The organism is Aurantiacibacter sp. KMU-128 (assembly GCF_056933515.1).
In genome coordinates, this window is record NZ_JBXORT010000001.1 from 1,297,303 (window position 1) to 1,313,696 (window position 16,394).

General features: G+C 61.9%; 12 protein-coding genes. 5 read left to right on the forward strand and 7 right to left on the reverse strand.

Features of this window, described 5'->3' with window-relative positions:
• Together ACS0VV_RS06585 and ACS0VV_RS06590 are read right to left on the reverse strand one after the other, a co-directional pair.
• Complete coding sequence (locus tag ACS0VV_RS06585) at positions 1-1,407, reverse strand: NAD(P)H-dependent flavin oxidoreductase (protein WP_483531926.1); 1,407 nt, start codon at positions 1,405-1,407, stop codon at positions 1-3.
• The gene (locus tag ACS0VV_RS06590) at positions 1,388-2,182 is read right to left on the reverse strand and encodes a class I SAM-dependent methyltransferase (protein WP_483531927.1); all 795 of its coding nucleotides are present in this window, start codon (positions 2,180-2,182) and stop codon (positions 1,388-1,390) included. Before ACS0VV_RS06590 ends, ACS0VV_RS06585 begins: the two co-directional genes overlap by 20 nt.
• Positions 2,183-2,342: 160 nt before the next feature.
• On the opposite strand from ACS0VV_RS06590, the gene ACS0VV_RS06595 reads away from it, so the two are divergent.
• Complete coding sequence (locus ACS0VV_RS06595) at positions 2,343-2,999, forward strand: hypothetical protein (protein WP_483531928.1); 657 nt, start codon at positions 2,343-2,345, stop codon at positions 2,997-2,999.
• Positions 2,996-3,556 (forward strand): hypothetical protein, encoded by a 561-nt coding sequence (locus ACS0VV_RS06600; protein ID WP_483531929.1) that lies wholly within the window; start codon positions 2,996-2,998, stop codon positions 3,554-3,556. The genes ACS0VV_RS06595 and ACS0VV_RS06600 overlap by 4 nt, the downstream gene beginning before the upstream one ends.
• Positions 3,557-3,637: 81 nt before the next feature.
• Here the strand turns inward: ACS0VV_RS06600 and prfB are convergent, their stop codons facing one another.
• From prfB to ACS0VV_RS06615, 3 genes are all read right to left on the reverse strand, one after another.
• Entirely contained in the window at positions 3,638-4,765 is a 1,128-nt protein-coding gene (gene prfB / locus ACS0VV_RS06605) for a peptide chain release factor 2 (protein ID WP_483533509.1), read from the reverse strand.
• 112 nt (positions 4,766-4,877) lie between these two features.
• Complete coding sequence (locus ACS0VV_RS06610; RefSeq protein ID WP_483531930.1) at positions 4,878-7,427, reverse strand: penicillin-binding protein 1A; 2,550 nt, start codon at positions 7,425-7,427, stop codon at positions 4,878-4,880.
• An 83-nt stretch (positions 7,428-7,510) separates the two neighbouring features.
• Positions 7,511-8,383: an N-acetylmuramoyl-L-alanine amidase family protein gene (locus ACS0VV_RS06615; RefSeq protein ID WP_483531931.1), complete on the reverse strand. Its 873-nt coding sequence runs from the start codon at positions 8,381-8,383 to the stop codon at positions 7,511-7,513.
• 483 nt (positions 8,384-8,866) lie between these two features.
• Here ACS0VV_RS06615 and ACS0VV_RS06620 point away from each other — a divergent pair, with 483 nt between their 5' ends.
• Complete coding sequence (locus ACS0VV_RS06620) at positions 8,867-11,551, forward strand: Rne/Rng family ribonuclease (protein WP_483531932.1); 2,685 nt, start codon at positions 8,867-8,869, stop codon at positions 11,549-11,551.
• Positions 11,552-11,629: 78 nt separating this feature from the next.
• On the opposite strand, the gene ACS0VV_RS06625 is transcribed toward ACS0VV_RS06620, so the two are convergent.
• Positions 11,630-12,346, reverse strand: a complete 717-nt coding sequence (locus tag ACS0VV_RS06625; protein ID WP_483531933.1) for an SDR family NAD(P)-dependent oxidoreductase — start codon at positions 12,344-12,346, stop codon at positions 11,630-11,632.
• 254 nt (positions 12,347-12,600) lie between these two features.
• On the opposite strand from ACS0VV_RS06625, the gene ACS0VV_RS06630 reads away from it, so the two are divergent.
• Positions 12,601-13,383: a succinate dehydrogenase iron-sulfur subunit gene (locus tag ACS0VV_RS06630; protein ID WP_483531934.1), complete on the forward strand. Its 783-nt coding sequence runs from the start codon at positions 12,601-12,603 to the stop codon at positions 13,381-13,383.
• A 5-nt stretch (positions 13,384-13,388) separates the two neighbouring features.
• Entirely contained in the window at positions 13,389-14,495 is a 1,107-nt protein-coding gene (zapE, locus tag ACS0VV_RS06635; RefSeq protein ID WP_483531935.1) for a cell division protein ZapE, read from the forward strand.
• Here the strand turns inward: zapE and ACS0VV_RS06640 are convergent.
• Positions 14,492-16,387, reverse strand: coding sequence for an XrtA/PEP-CTERM system amidotransferase (locus tag ACS0VV_RS06640; RefSeq protein WP_483531936.1), 1,896 nt, complete (start codon positions 16,385-16,387; stop codon positions 14,492-14,494). The two genes, zapE and ACS0VV_RS06640, sit on opposite strands and share 4 nt — an antisense overlap.
• Positions 16,388-16,394 lie beyond the last annotated feature (7 nt).

A 16,394-nucleotide genomic window follows, 5' to 3' on the forward strand; every position in this document is an offset into this window, starting at 1 on the left:
TCAGTCGCCGGTCAAAATCCGCTCGACCAATTGCTTCACCGTCGGGGTGAAATTGTTCGAGTAGAATGGGTCTTGCTTGAAGCGGTAGGCCGAATGCCCCGCGAAGGCGAGATTGTTATCCGGATCGCCGCCATGGGCGATGTCCTGCAAGGTCTTCTGGATACAGAAACTGCGCGGATCGGCAAGGCGGCCGGTCGTGTGCGTGTCGTGGTCCTTCCAGCTCGAAAACTGGCAGTGCGAGAGGCAGCCCATACAGCCCGCCTGATCGGCGCGGATCTGGTCAGCGCTTTCGGGCGTCACGAAAACCACGGTGTCATCGGGCGTTTTCAGCGCCTCGGTAAAGCCTTCGTGCATCCACGCCTGCGCCTTGCGCTGGTCACCCGGGTGCACGAAGAAGTACTTCGCCTTGCCGTGATCCATCAGCGGCACGGTGCCTTCTTGCTCGTCGCGCTTGAAGATCGGAATCTGCCGCTCGCTGCGATGCATCAGATCATAGAGGAACGGCGTCTTCACCGCGCTCGAATAGAACCCTGTAGGCGAGAATTTGTGCAGCAGCACGTCGCCGGGTTCGACCGTGCGCAGCATATCCTTCCACACCTGTGGGATCGGGCTTTCCTCGGTCAGCAGCGGCCGCGTGCCGAACTGGAACGCGATCTGGCCAAGCTCCGGATTGTCGATCCAGTTTTCCCACTCGCGCAGATTCCACACGCCGCCCGCCATGACGATCGGGACGTTCTCCGAAACGCCCTCTGCCCGCATCGTCTCACGCAAAGCGGCAACGCGCGGATAGGGGTCTTCGGGCTTTCTGGGGTCTTCGGCATTGGAAAGGCCGTTATGCCCCCCTGCCAGCCACGGGTCTTCATAGACCACTGCGGCCATGAGGTCGGGAACCTTTGAATAGCTGCGCTTCCACAGCGCACGAAAAGCGCGTGCCGAGCTGATAATGGGAAGATAATAGACGTTGAACCGTTGAGCGATCTCGGCAAGCTTGTAGGGCATACCCGCGCCGCAGGTGACGCCGGTGATGAGGCCCTTGCAGTTCTCCAGCACGCCTTCCAGCACCTGCTGCGCGCCGCCCATTTCCCACAGCACGTTGATGTTGATCGCGCCCTTGCCGCCCGCAATATCATGCGCTCGCTTCACCTGTTCGGTCGCGCCGTCGATGGCGTAGCGCACGAGCTGTTCAAAGCGTTCCTTGCGCGTCGCCTGCGGGTACAGCTGCGGGATCGGATTGCCGTCCTCGTCATAGCTGTCGGCATTCACCGCGCTCACCGTGCCGATGCCGCCTGCTGCCGCCCATGCGCCGGAGCTCATGTGGTTGGTCGCCGAAACGCCCTTGCCGCCTTCAATCAGCGGCCACACTTCGCGGCCGCCGTAAGTGATGGGTTTAAGACCCTTGAACGTCATTATTTTCCTCTGAGTGGCCGTCACCGCTGACCGCCATTTCGCTAACTGTTTCCGCCTGCTGTGCGCAGGGTTCGATATTTTGTGGATCGGGGCGTTCGCCCGCGACTTCGAATTGTGCGTAGTAACCGGCGATTTCCGGTTTTCTGACGAATTCGACAAGGCGGTAGCCGACTCTTTCGAATTCGCAAAACAGCAGTTGTGGATTGATGCCGTGCTGGTCGGTCGGGCGATCAACATCCACCACGATCACCTGCCCGCCTTCACGCAAAGCAGGTCGCATCCGCCACAGGAAGGCGTAAGGCTCGGTGATCTCGTGATACATATGCACCATGAAGATGCGGTCGAAGCTATTGGGCGGCAGGCGGGGATCGTCGATCCCGCCTGTAATCACCGAGACATTGTCGAGCCGCTCGCGCTCGACACGGCTGCCAAGCCGCCGCAGCGCTTCGGCATCGATATCCTGCGCCAGTACGCGGCCTTCCGGCCCGACGCGGGTAGAAAGGCGGACGGTGTAATACCCCTCGCCCGCGCCGATATCGGCGACGGTCATGCCTTCGGTGATCGCCGCCTGATCCATCACCGTTTCCGCTTCGCGCCTGTCATCGCGGGCTTCCTCGGTAGAGAAGGCATTGCCCGCAAGATCGGAGACGGGGCGATAGGGTTGCGGAAAATCGAGCGAGGTCTCGGGCCGCTCAGGCGCAGCGCTATCGCATCCGCCAAGCGCGGCACAGGCCAGCAGAGCGCCGATAATGGAGAGAGTGGACCCCGTTCTCATACCAGAGCCTCTAGCGGGCAGCGCGGCCAAGGCAAAGGGACTTATTGTGCAGTGTCAGCCGATGGCGTGGCGGATCGTGTAGCAACCATGGCACTAACCATATTGCCAGAAGGCAAAGGTCGCGCTTATCGTCCAACGAACTAACCTGCGGGGGGAATCGATGATACGAACAGTTCTTGTTTTTGCTGCTTTGTTGATGCTGTCCGGTTGCTGGTATTCTGACGAGGCTTTGTTCGCGCCTGACGAATACGTCGATATCGGCTTTCATGGCGAGTATTCGGGTGGCAGCCTCTATTATGGTGGTAGATTTAGTTTCGAGCGTGGAACCGATGGCTTCTATAGCGTGCGCAATATCGGGGAAATTACTGTGGGCGGCACGCAAGGTGGTGATGGAGATTATGTCCGTACTGTGCCGGCGGGAACCTTGGTAGATGACCCCTTCGCTCTGGTACCACTGGCACAGCATGATGATTTCTACATCGTGGTAACCCGCGACGGAGAAGGATACGAGTATGGCGTTGCCAGAGCCGATGCCGACGTCTTGGAAATCTTCTTGCCCGAATGTCGCGGCACGCCTGCGCAAAGCGGTATGACGGTGCCGGGTTTTGGTGGCAAGGGCTGCCGTTTCACAGATAGGGCTGCGTTGATCTCTTCCGCCGAGCACGTGGTGGATTGGCTCGATCAGGATCATCCGGTGTTCCAGATGCCACATTACGCTTTGGCGCGCGTCAGGACTGCCGAAGAGCGAGAGGCGGATCGTCGGGCGTTGGAAGAAAGCGAAGTGATTGTGTTTCCCGAAGCAGAAGAAGTCCAATGAACGGCATCCGCGCCCTGTCAGTGTCGATCTTGGCGCTCGCACTATCGGGATGCTTCTGGACCAGCCCCAGCCCACTGTTCTCCGCTGCGGAATTGTCCGACGTTCAGCTTGGGGGCGGCTACCGACATATCGGCCCGTCTGGTGTAACTAGCGCCCGAATCGTAGCTGCAGGCAACCGCCGATGGACGCTCTACATCACTGAACCAGACGGGGAAGAGCGGATCGAGGCAACGGGAGGACTGGTAGAAATCGGTAGCGACAACATGGGTGCCGGATCGGTTTACTATCTAGGCGAATTCCGGGAACCTGATGTTCCGGGCGGAGAAGCCCAACCATATCGCTATTACATCATCAGACGCGCCAATCCGGGCGATCAGTTGGAAAGCTTTCCCACCAATTGCAACACCATGGCCGCGCAACTGGCGCGCACGGTTGACGGCGCCGAATGCGTATTCGGCGACCGGCAGCGCCTGCTGACCGCTGCGCGAGCGACAGTGGAGATGATGAAGGATTCCCCTTTGCTGTTGGTGCCAGAGGCCACATTGAGCACGTACTGAAACCTCTTGCTTTGAACATGCATGTGACGCCGGGGCGCAAGCAGTGCCTTCAGCTGCACTCGGCAAACCCTTGCAGCGCGCTTACTCCACATCTTCCACAACCACGCTTTCGCCTGTCACCCGCTGCGCCAAGGCGGCGGCGATGAAGTCGTCGAGGTCGCCGTCGAGCACGTCGTCGGGTGTCGGGCTGGTGACGCCGGTGCGCAGGTCTTTTACCATCTGGTAGGGCTGGAGCACGTAGCTGCGGATCTGGTGACCCCACCCGATCTCGGTCTTTTCTGCATATTCGCCCGCCGCCGCCGCCTCGCGGATCTGCATCTCGCGTTCAAACAACCGCGCTTTCAGCATATTCATAGCGGTCGCGCGGTTCTTGTGCTGGCTACGGTCCGCTTGGCTCGCCACAACGATACCGGTGGGCTGGTGCGTGATGCGCACCGCGGAGTCGGTCGTATTGATGTGCTGCCCGCCAGCTCCCGACGCGCGGTAGGTATCAACCTTCAGATCAGCCGGATTGATCTCGATATCGATATCGTCGTCGATCACCGGATAGACCCAAACACTGGAGAAGGAGGTGTGACGGCGGGCCGAGCTGTCATAGGGGCTGATCCGCACGAGCCGGTGCACGCCGCTTTCGGTCTTGGCGTAGCCATAGGCGTTCTCGCCCTTGATAAGGATCGTCGCCGACTTGATGCCCGCCTGCTCGCCCGCCTGGTATTCAACCGTTTCGACTTTGTAGCCACGCTTTTCGGCCCAGCGGGCATACATACGGAAGAGCATTTCCGCCCAGTCCTGGCTTTCGGTGCCGCCCGCGCCCGCGTTCACTTGCAAATAGGTGTCGTAACCATCCGCCTCGCCCGAAAGCAGTGCATTCACCTTGTCGCGGTCTGCCCGCTCGGCGAGTTTGGAGAGGCTGGAGAGGCCATCGGCAACGATATCATCGTCGCCCTCTGCCTCGCCCATTTCGATAAATTCGACCGCGTCGGACATCTCGCTGGAGATTTCCTCCACCGTTTCGACCGCGTCCTTCAACTGCTTGTGTTCGCGGCTGATCGCCTGCGCCTGCTTCGGATCGTTCCACAGGTCGGGGTCCTGCACCCGCGCTTCCAGCTCGTCGAGCCGGCGCAAAGCCATTTCCCAGTCGAGCGATTTCTTCACCAGCGCCAGCGCCGCTTCAATGCGGTCTATATGCGCCTGCCCTTCGGCACGCATCGTCACAATCTCCAATCAAACAGCGAGCGCGGTTAGCCGAGCCCGCGCATTATGGGAAGAGCGGCAGCGCGTCTTCCCTGATGCGCCGCCAGCCCCGGTCAACAGCTCCGGATCAATAGATCCCGCCTTCTTCCTCGGCGAAATTACCCTGTTCTTCGGTCGCTTCCTGCTCGACCGGCGCTGCCGTTCGCTGCGGCCCTTCGCGCTGGCGGCGAAGCTGGGCCAGGATAATTTCGCGCATAGCATCGATATCGTCCTGACGCTGGGTGCGGCGCGGTTCGGTATCGGGCTTGAACGCTTCCCAGATGACCGAGGCGGTCGGCTCGTCGGTGGGCCAGCCACCGAATACGCGGCTGCCCGTGCGCCGGTCGATCCGCACCATTCGCACACCCTCTGGCGCGGTGAAGGGACGGCCCGTCCAGTGGTCGCGCGATTCCTGCACGAATTGGCGGAAAATGGGCGCAGCGGTGTTCCCCGCCTGCACCCAGCCCCCCAGATTGCGCGGGTTATCGAAGCCAAGATAGACGCCGCCGACAATGTCTGGCGAACCGCCCACGAACCATACATCCTTGGGGCCGGTGCTGGTGCCGGTCTTGCCGAACAGCGGAATGTCGAGATCGCGCAGTCGCGTGGCGGTGCCGCGTTCGATCACGCCGGTGAGCATATGCACGGTCTGGAACGCGGTGCGCGCGTCCATCACCTGCTGGCCGGTGCGGCCGAAGCGCGGCATCGCCCCGCCATCCCACTCGGCCATATTGCAGCCCGTGCAATCGCGGGTATCGGCGCGGTAAATCACATTACCGTCGCGGTCCTGCACATAATCGATCAGTGTGGGTTCGTTGAGGCGTCCGTGATTGACCATCGCCGCATAGGCGCTGGTGATCCGCATCACGGTTGTCTCGCCCGCGCCGAGCGCAAAGGCGGGATAGGGCTGATATTCGATGTCCTCCGGCTCCAACCCGACATCGCGGAAGTCCTGGATGACATTTTCCATCCCGGCATCCATCGCGATGTGGATCGTCATCAGGTTCTTCGACTGTTCGAGGCCGTAGCGCATGGGGTATTCGCCCCCGCCCCGGCTGCCGCCGAAATTGGTGAAGCACTTTTCGCCCAGATTGCTGCCTTGATAGTAGCAATACTGGCTGTCGGGGATCATGCTTGCAGGGGTCATCCCGTTGTCCAGCCCGGTCGCATAGACGAACGGCTTGACCGTTGAACCGGGCTGGCGGTTGGCCTGCACCGCGCGGTTGAATGCGCCAAGGCGGCTGTCAAACCCGCCCTGCATCGCATAGACACGGCCCGTATGCGGATCGAGCGCGACGAAGCCACCTGAAATTTCCGGAATGGCGCGCACGCGGAAGCCATTGCCGCTCGGCGAGACGGCAATGACATGGCCCACTTCCAAACCATCAGGCAGACCCGAAAGCGGCGCTTCCTCGCCATCGGCAAAGCCGATCGTCGCCGAATTGCCGCTACGCTGCGTGACAACGCCGATGCGCCAGTCTTCGTAATTTATGTCTAGATATGAACTTGCGAGTTGTGACGTCGGCGATCCGTCATCAGGGTCGATCGTGGCAATCGGCCCCGTCCACCCGCGCGATCCGTGATAACCCAGCATCGCGTCGCGCAGCGAATTGCGCGCCGCATCCTGCAATTCCATGTCCAGCGATGTGCGCACCCAAAGGCCACCTGCATAGACGCTGTTTTCGCCATCCACCGCCTCTTCGCCAAAGCGGGCGATCAGCTGGCGGCGCACTTCTTCGAGGAAGTAGCCGGCATCGACCGAACGAACCTGGCCCCCGCCTTGCACCACCCCAAGCGGTGCCGCCTGTGCTGCGGCCATCTGCTCTTGCGTGATGTAACCGTTGTCTTCCATCTGCGAGAGGACGAAGTCGCGGCGCTGCTTTGCATCTTCGAAATTCGCTTCGCGGCCATAACGTTCGGGCGCCGGTGTGATCGCCGCCAGAAAAGCCATTTCATGCAGTTCGAGCTCGTCCACATCCTTGTCAAAATATGCCAGCGACGCCGCCTGCACGCCGAAGCTGCGGCGGCCAAGAGGGATCACGTTCAGATAGAGCGTGATGATGTCCTCTTTTTCCAGAACGCTTTCAATGCGTGTGGCGAGGATCATTTCGCGCAGCTTGCGGGTGATCGAGTATTCGTCGCCCACAAGAATGTTCTTGGCGACCTGCTGGGTGATGGTGGAACCACCCACGGCCCGCTCGCCCGAGCCGATTTTCGTTACATAGTCGATGACCGCGCCGGCAAAGCCGCCTGCGTCGATGCCGTTGTGGCTCCAGAAGGTCTCGTCCTCAGCGGATATGTAGGCGTTGAGCAATTGCTCCGGCATATCACGGTATTCAAGCTCGATCCGCCGTTCACGTTCGTACCGGTGGACGATCTCGCCATCGATGCCGCGCACCACGGTGGGCAGGTTCGGTTCGTAATCGAGCAGCGTTTCCGCATCAGGCAAGTCATAGGCGAGCCAGAAATAGCCGATGATGGCGAGCAAGAAGCCGCCGCCCAGCGCATAAAACAGCACGCGGAACCAGCGCCGCGTCTGCCATGCGTGGCGGATGTTGTCCCAGGCACCCTGCCCCCCGCGCGAAATGCGGCGGGTGACGCTGGCAGCGGCTGTATTGTCAGAGAAATCGTCGCTCATGCCGGGGGCTTTAGCATGGCGATGAAAGCCCGCGCCACAGCGAATAATGCCGGAAACGCGAAAAACCCGTCGATTGCGCAGCCCTATTGCGGGTTCGACTGCCGGGCGAGATAAATCCGGATGGCGCGCGCCATGACTTCGGCAAACCGGTCCTGTCCCTCGGGCGAAGCGAGCGCGCGGGCCTCCTCGCGGTTCGAAATGAACCCGGCCTCGTAGAGGACTGCGGGCACGTCGGGCGCGCGCAGCACGGCGAGCGCGGCGGAGCGCAGCGTTTGCGGATGGAAACGCAGCACGCCTTCGCCTTCGCGGACAATGAGCTGCGCGAATTCGAGTGATTGTGCGGAGGTGCGGCGCTGCGAAAGCTCCACCAGAATCGCGTTCACGCTCTCATCGGTGCCCGACAGATCGACGCCGTTTACAACATCGGCATCGTTCTCGCGCTGGGCGAAGCGTGCCGCGGCTTCTGACGAGGCGGTCTCCGACAAGGTGTAGATGCTCGCGCCGGTCACCCCGCCATCATCGCCAGCAGAATCGGCGTGGATCGAGATGAACAGGTCGGCACCCAGCGCGCGGGCGATTTCCGCGCGTTCCTCCAGAATAACCAGCGAATCATCGTCCCGCGTCATGGCGACGCGGATGCCGCCTTCTTCAAGCAGCCTGTCGCGCAGCGCGCGGGCAAGGCCGAGGACGACTGTCTTCTCCCGGTAATCCTCGCCAATGGCACCGGGATCGGGGCCGCCATGCCCTGCATCGATCACCACCAGCGGACGCGTCAGATCGGCGGGGCCGGCGATTTCCGGCAGGCCAAGCTGCTCCTCGGCCTCGGGCAAGGGAATGGTGATGACATAACTGCGCCCCAGCACCGGCACCGGAATCGTCTGCCCCAGCGCGAAAAGCGCACCGATCAGCAGCACCGGGAAGGCGAACAACAGTCCGATCTGCAGACGATCCGACATCGTTAGACTTCAGCTCCTCTGCCCGTAGCGGTTCGCGGCGCAACGCCCGCGCCAATATCCATCGCTTGGTTAATAGCATCACAAGGGATTTTTGCGAGAACGCGCAATAAGGTTGCCGAGGCTTTCCCCGACTGCTAGCAAAACCTTGTCGGCATTCCCAAATCCCGGCACCCGCGGAACGGCGTTTGGCCGCTATCCGCATCCGATTACAGGTTGATGCCGCAATGCAAAGCACACGTTCCATGGCCATATCGCTTCCGCAAGGATGCGTGCCGGTTGCAGAACGTGCAGCGCAGACGAAAATCCTGCGCCTTGGCATTGCAGCAAACACGCTTCGCACGCCCCTTCGCCAGACGGCGGACGGGCGGATGACTTCTCCCCGACGCAAAGGGCGCGGGGTTCACACATATCGGCAGACACTTCTTCCCGGCGCGGGTTTACCGCCACCGCCGGTAGCGGGGTGGTCTGCCCGGAGAATATTTAGTGGCAACGCGTATGCTTATCGATGCGCGCCACCCGGAAGAAACACGGGTGGCGGTGCTCAAGGGAAACCGGATTGAGGAATTCGACTTTGAATCTGCCGAACACAAGCAGATCAAGGGCAACATCTATCTAGCCAAGGTAACGCGGGTCGAACCCTCGTTGCAAGCGGCGTTCGTCGATTTCGGCGGCAACCGCCACGGCTTCCTCGCCTTCAGCGAAATCCATCCCGACTATTACCAGATCCCCGCGGCTGACCGTGCCCGTCTGCTCGCTGAAGAAGCGGCTGCGGCGGAAGAGGAAGCCCAGCTTCGTGAAGAAGACGAGGACGAGGATTACGGCGAAAGCGCGCTCGACCGGATCAACGAGGAAGACGGCGAGGACGAGGAAAACCCCGGTGCCGAAGGCGGCGTGACCGAGATCGATACCTCCGAGAAGGACGATGTCGCCACGATCGAGGAAGGCCAGCTCGAAAACGGCGAGGACGAAGACGATCCGGATGACGACGAGACGTCTGATGACAGCGAAGACGATGACGATGGCCGCCGCGGTCGCGGGCGTCGACAGCAGCGCGGACGCCGCCAGCAGGGTCGCGGTGGCAAGCGCGGCAGCCGTGCCAAGGAAATAGACGAAGCGCGCGCCAAACGGCAGGCCCTGCGCCGCCGCTACAAGATCCAGGACGTTATCCAGCGCCGCCAGGTGTTGCTGGTGCAAGTCGTCAAGGAAGAACGCGGGAACAAGGGCGCGGCCCTCACCACTTATCTCAGCCTTGCAGGCCGGTATTGCGTGCTCATGCCCAACTCCAGCCATGGCGGCGGCATTTCGCGCAAAATCTCCAGCGGCAGCGATCGCAAGCGACTGAAGAGCATCGTCAGCGATCTCTCGCTCCCCAAGAGCATGGGGCTGATCGTCCGCACGGCGGGCCTTTCGCGCACCAAGCCGGAGATCAAGCGCGATTTCGACTATCTCGCCCGCCTGTGGGACGAAATCCGCGAACGCACCATGGCCTCCAGCGCGCCGAGCCTGATCCATTCGGACTCGGATCTTATCAAGCGCGCCATCCGCGACATCTACAATCGCGAGATCGAGGAAGTCATTGTTGAAGGCGAAGGCGGCTACAAGTCCGCCAAGGCCTTTATGAAGCTGCTGATGCCCAGCCATGCGCGGCGGGTGAAGGCCTATTCCGACCCCGTGCCGCTGTTCCAGCGATACGGCGCGGAAGACCAGCTTTCGGCGATGTATGAGCCGGTGGTGCAGCTGAAATCGGGCGGCTATCTGGTCATTAACCCGACCGAGGCGCTGGTCAGCATCGATATCAACTCGGGCCGTTCGACCAAGGAACACGGCATCGAAGCGACCGCGCTGCACACCAATCTGGAAGCGGCCAAGGAAATCGCGCGGCAATTGCGCCTGCGCGACATGGCCGGTCTGGTGGTGATCGACTTCATCGATATGGATCACAGTTCCAATATCCGCAAAGTCGAACGCTGCATGAAGGATTCGCTCAAGAACGACCGTGCGCGAATCCAGGTGGGCCGCATTTCCAGCTTCGGCCTGATGGAAATGAGCCGCCAGCGGCTGCGCACCGGGGTGCTCGAAGCCTCTACCCGCGAATGTCCGCATTGCGACGGGACGGGCCTTGTCCGCACCGCGTCGAGCGCGGGCCTTTCCGCGCTGCGTTTGATCGAGGATGAAGCGGCGAAGGGCAAAGGCAGCACGATCACACTTTACGCTTCTACCGAAGCGGCGGTGTATCTGCTCAACGCCAAGCGTGCCGATCTGGCGGAAATCGAAAGCCGCTATAACGTCACCGTCGAAGTCCTGCCCGAGGGCGAGGACGAAGGCGCAAAAATGCGCGTCACTTCAAGCGGCCCGAAGCCCACGCAAGCCCCGCGCTTCGAACCGATCATCGATGATGACGATGATGCGGATATCGAGGATGACGAGGACGATACGGATGCGGAAGAGGATAGCGTCTCCACTCCCAAGCGCGGGCATGACCGCGATGAAGATGGTGGTGAGCGCAAGAAGCGTCGCCGCCGTCGCCGGGGCGGGCGTGGTCGCAACAAGGGCAATGGCCGTGACGAGAACGGCGATGAGTCCGAAGGCGAAGAATCGTCGGACGAGGAACCGGCGGACAATGGTTCGGACGAATCTTCCGCTGACGCGGACGAAGGCGAAGGCAAGCCAAAGCGCCGCCGCAGCCGCGGTGGCCGGGGACGGAATAAGTCCCGCAAGCCGTCGGATGACACGGCGGATGGCGAAGACCAGGCTCTTGCACCCGATGCAGTAGAGGCTGAGGCTGAGGTGGAAGCACCGGTGGAAGAAGCCGCTCCGAAGCCGAAGCGCCGCTCGCGCGCCAAGAAGAAGGACGAGGCTGCAACGGTAGAGGAACAAGCACCTGTTGCCGAAGCCGCTGAAGAAACCGCGGAAGAAAAGCCCAAGCCGAAGCGTCGTTCGCGCGCCAAGAAGGTGAGCGAAGAGGCGCCGGTCGAGGAAGCGCCTACCGCCGAAGAGGCTCCGACGGAAGAGAAGCCCAAGCCCAAACGCCGCTCGCGCGCCAAGAAGGTGGAAGATGCACCCGAGGCAGCGACTGCCGAGACGCAGGCGGCTGAAGCCGATGCAGCAGCCGAAGAAGGCGAAGGCGGTGCCCGCCGCGGTTGGTGGCAGCGCACTTTCGGACAGTAATCCGCGTTAGCCGGAAACAAACAGGCCCTCGCACAGCAAATGTGCGGGGGCCTTTTTGTCATGAGCGTATATCTGGAATTAAGGCTCGATCCGCTCGCCCTTCCAGTCGAACACGGCCCCACTATCCGCAGGTGTCAGCGCTGCGAGGACATCCAACAGATGTTCCGCCGATTGCGCCGGAGTGGTCAACTGACCTTCGGGCAGGTTCTTCTGGAACGGCTCGGACAAGGCGGTGTCCACCGTCCCGGGATGCAGCCCGACAATCCGTGCCTGCTTATGCGTGCGCGCCATCTCGATGGCGAAATTGCGGATGAGCATATTGAGTGCCGCCTTGCTCGCACGATAGGAATGCCAGCCGCCGATACGGTTGTCGCCGATCGAACCCACACGGGCAGAAAGCACGGCGAACGTGGCAGGCGCATCGCGCGGGAACAGCGGCAACATATGCTTGGCGATCAGTGCCGGGCCGATGGTGTTGAGCGCCAGCATCTCTGCCATCGCGGCGGGTTCAAGGTGCCGGTAGCTGCGCTCCGGCCCCGTCCCGTCGGGAAGCGTGAGCACGCCGCTGGCCACGATCACCATATCGGGCGGCGTGTCGCGCATTTGTTCGACCGCAGTCTTTATGCTTGCTTCGTCGGTCAGATCGAAAGCAAACGATGTGATCCCCTCACCCTGCAGCATGGTTCCGCTGCGCGAACCGGCAAGCACTTGCGTGCCCCCGCCAGCCAAGGTGGTTGCCAATGCCTCACCAATCCCGCCGCTCGCTCCGAAAATCGCCGCGTGTTTCCACTGCATGAAGGGCCGCCTTTCCTACAACTGCCGCTGCGTTCTACGCCGCTGCCATGCTCATGCTAACCTCTCCAACCTGCTGTAGTTTCATCGCTGCAAACCGGGAGCGCGCTTTTGCCTCAGGACTGTGTAACAGGTGTAACAGGTTCGTTGGATTTGCCGCAGGAAGGCGCGGAAAAGCGGGGTTCAGCCGAAGGTCTGCCTTGCCCTTGGCCAAGCATCGGCTAAATGGGAGGCAAGCTGAAACCCACGGGATCGACATGGCCACTTTCACTCTCCCCAAGAACTCGAAGATCAACAGCAAGGGCGCCGTTCACAAGGCGGAAGGCGCAAGCCGGAAGAAGACGTTCCGCATCTACCGCTATGATCCGGACAGCGGGAAGAACCCCAAATACGACACGTTCGAAGTCGACCTCGACGATTGTGGCCCGATGGTTCTCGACGCGCTGTTCAAGATCAAGAACGAGATCGATCCGACACTGACCTTCCGCCGTTCCTGCCGCGAAGGGATCTGTGGTTCCTGCGCGATGAACATGAACGGCAAGAACGGCCTCGCCTGCACCACCGCGATCGAGGATGTGTCAGGCGACATCCGCATCACCCCGCTGCCGCATATGGAAGTCATCAAGGATCTGGTGCCCGACTTCACCCACTTCTACGCGCAATATGCCAGCATCCGCCCGTGGTTGCAGACCGTTTCGACGACGCCTTCGGGTAAGGAGCGGTTGCAGTCGCCCGAGCAGCGCGAGCAGCTGGATGGCCTGTATGAGTGCATTCTGTGCGCCTGCTGCTCCACCGCCTGCCCGTCTTACTGGTGGAACAGCGACAAGTTCCTCGGCCCCGCGATCCTGCTGCAGGCCTATCGCTGGCTGGCGGACAGCCGCGACGAGATGACGGGCGAGCGTTTGGACGATCTGGAAGACCCCTTCCGCCTCTATCGCTGCCACACCATCATGAACTGCGCCAATGTCTGCCCCAAGGGCCTCAGCCCCGCGCGCGCCATTGCCGAGATCAAGAAGATGCAGGCCGAACGCGCCATCTAAGTCCGGTGCTTGCCCGTTACGAGAAACTGATAGCGGCGGGCGAGTTACAGCCCGACCCCGATCAACGCCGCGCTGCCGAGCGGCTCGGCCGATTGCAGAAGGAACTGGAGGCGGAAGCCCCCGGCGGACTGCTCGCCCAGCTGTTCAACCGCAAGCCGCAAAAGCCGCGCGGCGTCTATATGTGGGGCGGCGTCGGGCGCGGCAAATCGATGCTGATGGACTTGTTCGTCAGCAGTTTGCAGATTGGACAGAAACGCCGTGTCCACTTCCACGAATTCATGCTTGAAGTGGATGTGCTGCTGCACAAGGAACGGCGGGAAAAGCACGAGGGTGCCATCGGGCGGGTCGCCCGGCGGATTGCCCGCGATGTCCGCTGCCTTGCCTTTGATGAGATGGTCGTCACCAACACCGCCGATGCGGCGATCATGGCGCGGCTCTTCACCGCGCTGATCGTGGATGAAGGGGTGACGGTGGTGACGACCAGTAACCGTCCGCCGCAAGACCTCTACAAGGACGGGATCAACCGCTCGCTCTTCACGCCGTTCATCGATCTGATCGAAGCGGAGCTGGACGTCGTTCCACTCAACGGCCCGACCGATTACCGGCTCGACCGTTTGGGCGATCTCAAAACCTGGCACGCCCCCATGGGCGATGCGGCGACGGCACAGGTGCGCGAAGCCTTCTTCCGCCTGACCGACTACGCGCCCGAAGACGCTGCCAATGTGCCAACGGGAGAGCTGGCGCTGGGAGGCGGGCGGTCATTGCACGTTCCCAAGAGCCTGAAAGGCGTCGCGGTATTCAGCTTCAAGCGGCTGTGCATGGAGGATCGGGGAGCGGCCGACTATCTGGCGATTGCCCGCACCTATCACACCGTCATTCTCGTCGGCATCCCGCAAATGGGGCCGGAGAATCGCAACGAAGCAATCCGCTTCACCAAGCTGATCGACGCCCTGTACGAGCACAATGTGAAGCTCTTCGTAACCGCCGCCGCGGAGCCCGAGGCACTCTACACCAAGGGCGATGGCGCGTTCGAATTTGACCGCACCGTCAGCCGCCTCAAGGAAATGCAGAGCGCCGATTACATGGCGCGGGGCCACGGCAAGGCGGGCTAGGTAATCCCGAGCTGCGCCAGCGAGCGGTCGAGCATCACAAGCTGCCACAGCAACCGCCCGTGATCCGAACGGCCCGAAATATGCGCCTCGGCAATCGCTTCGAGCTTGGCATTGTCGAACCATCCGGTGCGCGCCAGCATCGCGCTCTTGGAAATTCCCCGCGCCTTGCTCTCCAGCGGCTCACGGAACCATTCGGAAACCGGCGTTACAAATCCCTGCTTCGGGCGGTAGAGAATGTCTTGCGGCAAATACCGCTCCATCGCCTTCTTCAGCACCCACTTGCCCTGCTTGCCGCGCACACGCAGATTGTCGGGGAGAGCGGCCGCGAATTCGACCAGACGGTGGTCTAGCAAAGGTTCGCGCGCCTCCAAGCTGACAGCCATGCTGGTGCGGTCGACCTTGGTCAGAATATCGCCCGGGAGCCAGAACTTGAGATCGGCGTATTGCGCGGCATCAAGGCCAGATTGCACCGGCGCCTTCGCCATCAGATCGTGCAGCGGGGCCTCCCCGGCATAGCCGCCCAACTGCTGCGAAAAGCTGCCGCTGTAGAGGCTTTGGCGCAGCTCCCCCGGTGTCACCGCCAGCGCGCGCGCGTAGCCCTCTGCTCCCGATCCGGCGAGCGATTGCAAGGTGGCCTTGGCACGCAGCGGGCGTGGTGCCCAGTCGAGCTTGGGGAAGGCATTGCCCAGCGGCCCGAGCACGCTGCGTCGCACGCCACCGGGTATCAGCCCGCGAATGCGTTCCTCATGGGCATGGAAGACCTGCCTGCGGTATCCGGCAAAGGCCTCGTCCGCCCCGTCACCCGACAGCGCTACCGTCACGCTTTCGCGCGCCAACTGACACACCCGCCATGTCGGCAGAGCGGAGGCATCGGCAAAGGGTTCGTCGAACATCGCGGCGATGGTGTCGATGGCATCGAACTGGTCGGCGCTTACCCTACGTGCTGTTTGATCGGTGCCGAACAGCGCGGCAATCTGCTCGGCATAGGATGTCTCGTCAACGCTGGCGACATCGAAGCCGATCGAGCAGGTGCGCACCCTGCCCTTCCCTGCCTCGGCCATGAAGGCAACAACGGTGGAGCTATCGACGCCGCCGGAGAGGAAAGCACCCAGCGGCACGTCGGCTACCATCCGGCTTTCTACCGCCACTTTAAGATGATGCAGCAGCTCGGCTTCCAAGTCGCGTGGCTTGGCCTTGTGGCGGCGCTCGAAGCTGATGTCCCAATATTGGCGCGGGCGCGGCAGCGGCGCATCATGTTTCAGCAGCAGCGTATGGCCTGCGGGCAGCTTGTGCACGCCCTTCAGGATCGAACGATGATCGGGGACGTAACCCCAAGTCATGTAATCCTCGACCGCCAGCGGATCGATCTCGCGCCGGAGCAGCGGATGGGCGAGCAGGCCCTTCAATTCGGACGCGAAGGCCAATGCGCCGTCGGACAATTGGGTGTAAAACAGCGGCTTCACCCCGAACCGGTCGCGCGCCAGAAACAGCGTGCGTTCGGCCCGGTCATAGATCGCGAAGGCGAACATCCCGTTGAGATGCGCCGCGCAGTCCTCGCCCCATTGCTGGTATGCGGCCAGGATGACTTCGGTGTCGCCCTCTGTGCGGAACCGTGCGCCAAACCCTTCAAGTTCGCGCCGCAATTCGCGGAAATTGTAGATCTCGCCGTTGAAGACGATCACCGCCCGCTCGTCTGCCGAGACCATCGGCTGCGGCGATCCTGCAAGGTCGATGATCGACAAGCGGCGGTGACCCAACCCAACGCCCGGGGCAGTCCATACGCCCGAACCATCAGGGCCGCGATGCGCGATGGCGTCGCACATCCGCTCGACCCGCGAAGGGTCAACCGGCTTGATCGTTCCGGTGTGAAAAAGGCCCGCGATCCCGCACATGGTCCCT

What these genes read in the sequence shown, in the direction of transcription:
- ACS0VV_RS06615 (WP_483531931.1), bottom strand. Translation starts at nt 8,383, where the DNA reads ATGTCGGATCGTCTGCAGATCGGACTGTTGTTCGCCTTCCCGGTGCTG.
- ACS0VV_RS06595 (WP_483531928.1), top strand. Translation starts at nt 2,343, where the DNA reads ATGATACGAACAGTTCTTGTTTTTGCTGCTTTGTTGATGCTGTCCGGT.
- ACS0VV_RS06600 (WP_483531929.1), top strand. Translation starts at nt 2,996, where the DNA reads ATGAACGGCATCCGCGCCCTGTCAGTGTCGATCTTGGCGCTCGCACTA.
- ACS0VV_RS06625 (WP_483531933.1), bottom strand. Translation starts at nt 12,346, where the DNA reads ATGCAGTGGAAACACGCGGCGATTTTCGGAGCGAGCGGCGGGATTGGT.
- ACS0VV_RS06585 (WP_483531926.1), bottom strand. Translation starts at nt 1,407, where the DNA reads ATGACGTTCAAGGGTCTTAAACCCATCACTTACGGCGGCCGCGAAGTG.
- prfB (WP_483533509.1), bottom strand. Translation starts at nt 4,765, where the DNA reads ATGCGTGCCGAAGGGCAGGCGCATATAGACCGCATTGAAGCGGCGCTG.
- ACS0VV_RS06640 (WP_483531936.1), bottom strand. Translation starts at nt 16,387, where the DNA reads ATGTGCGGGATCGCGGGCCTTTTTCACACCGGAACGATCAAGCCGGTT.
- ACS0VV_RS06610 (WP_483531930.1), bottom strand. Translation starts at nt 7,427, where the DNA reads ATGAGCGACGATTTCTCTGACAATACAGCCGCTGCCAGCGTCACCCGC.
- ACS0VV_RS06590 (WP_483531927.1), bottom strand. Translation starts at nt 2,182, where the DNA reads ATGAGAACGGGGTCCACTCTCTCCATTATCGGCGCTCTGCTGGCCTGT.
- ACS0VV_RS06630 (WP_483531934.1), top strand. Translation starts at nt 12,601, where the DNA reads ATGGCCACTTTCACTCTCCCCAAGAACTCGAAGATCAACAGCAAGGGC.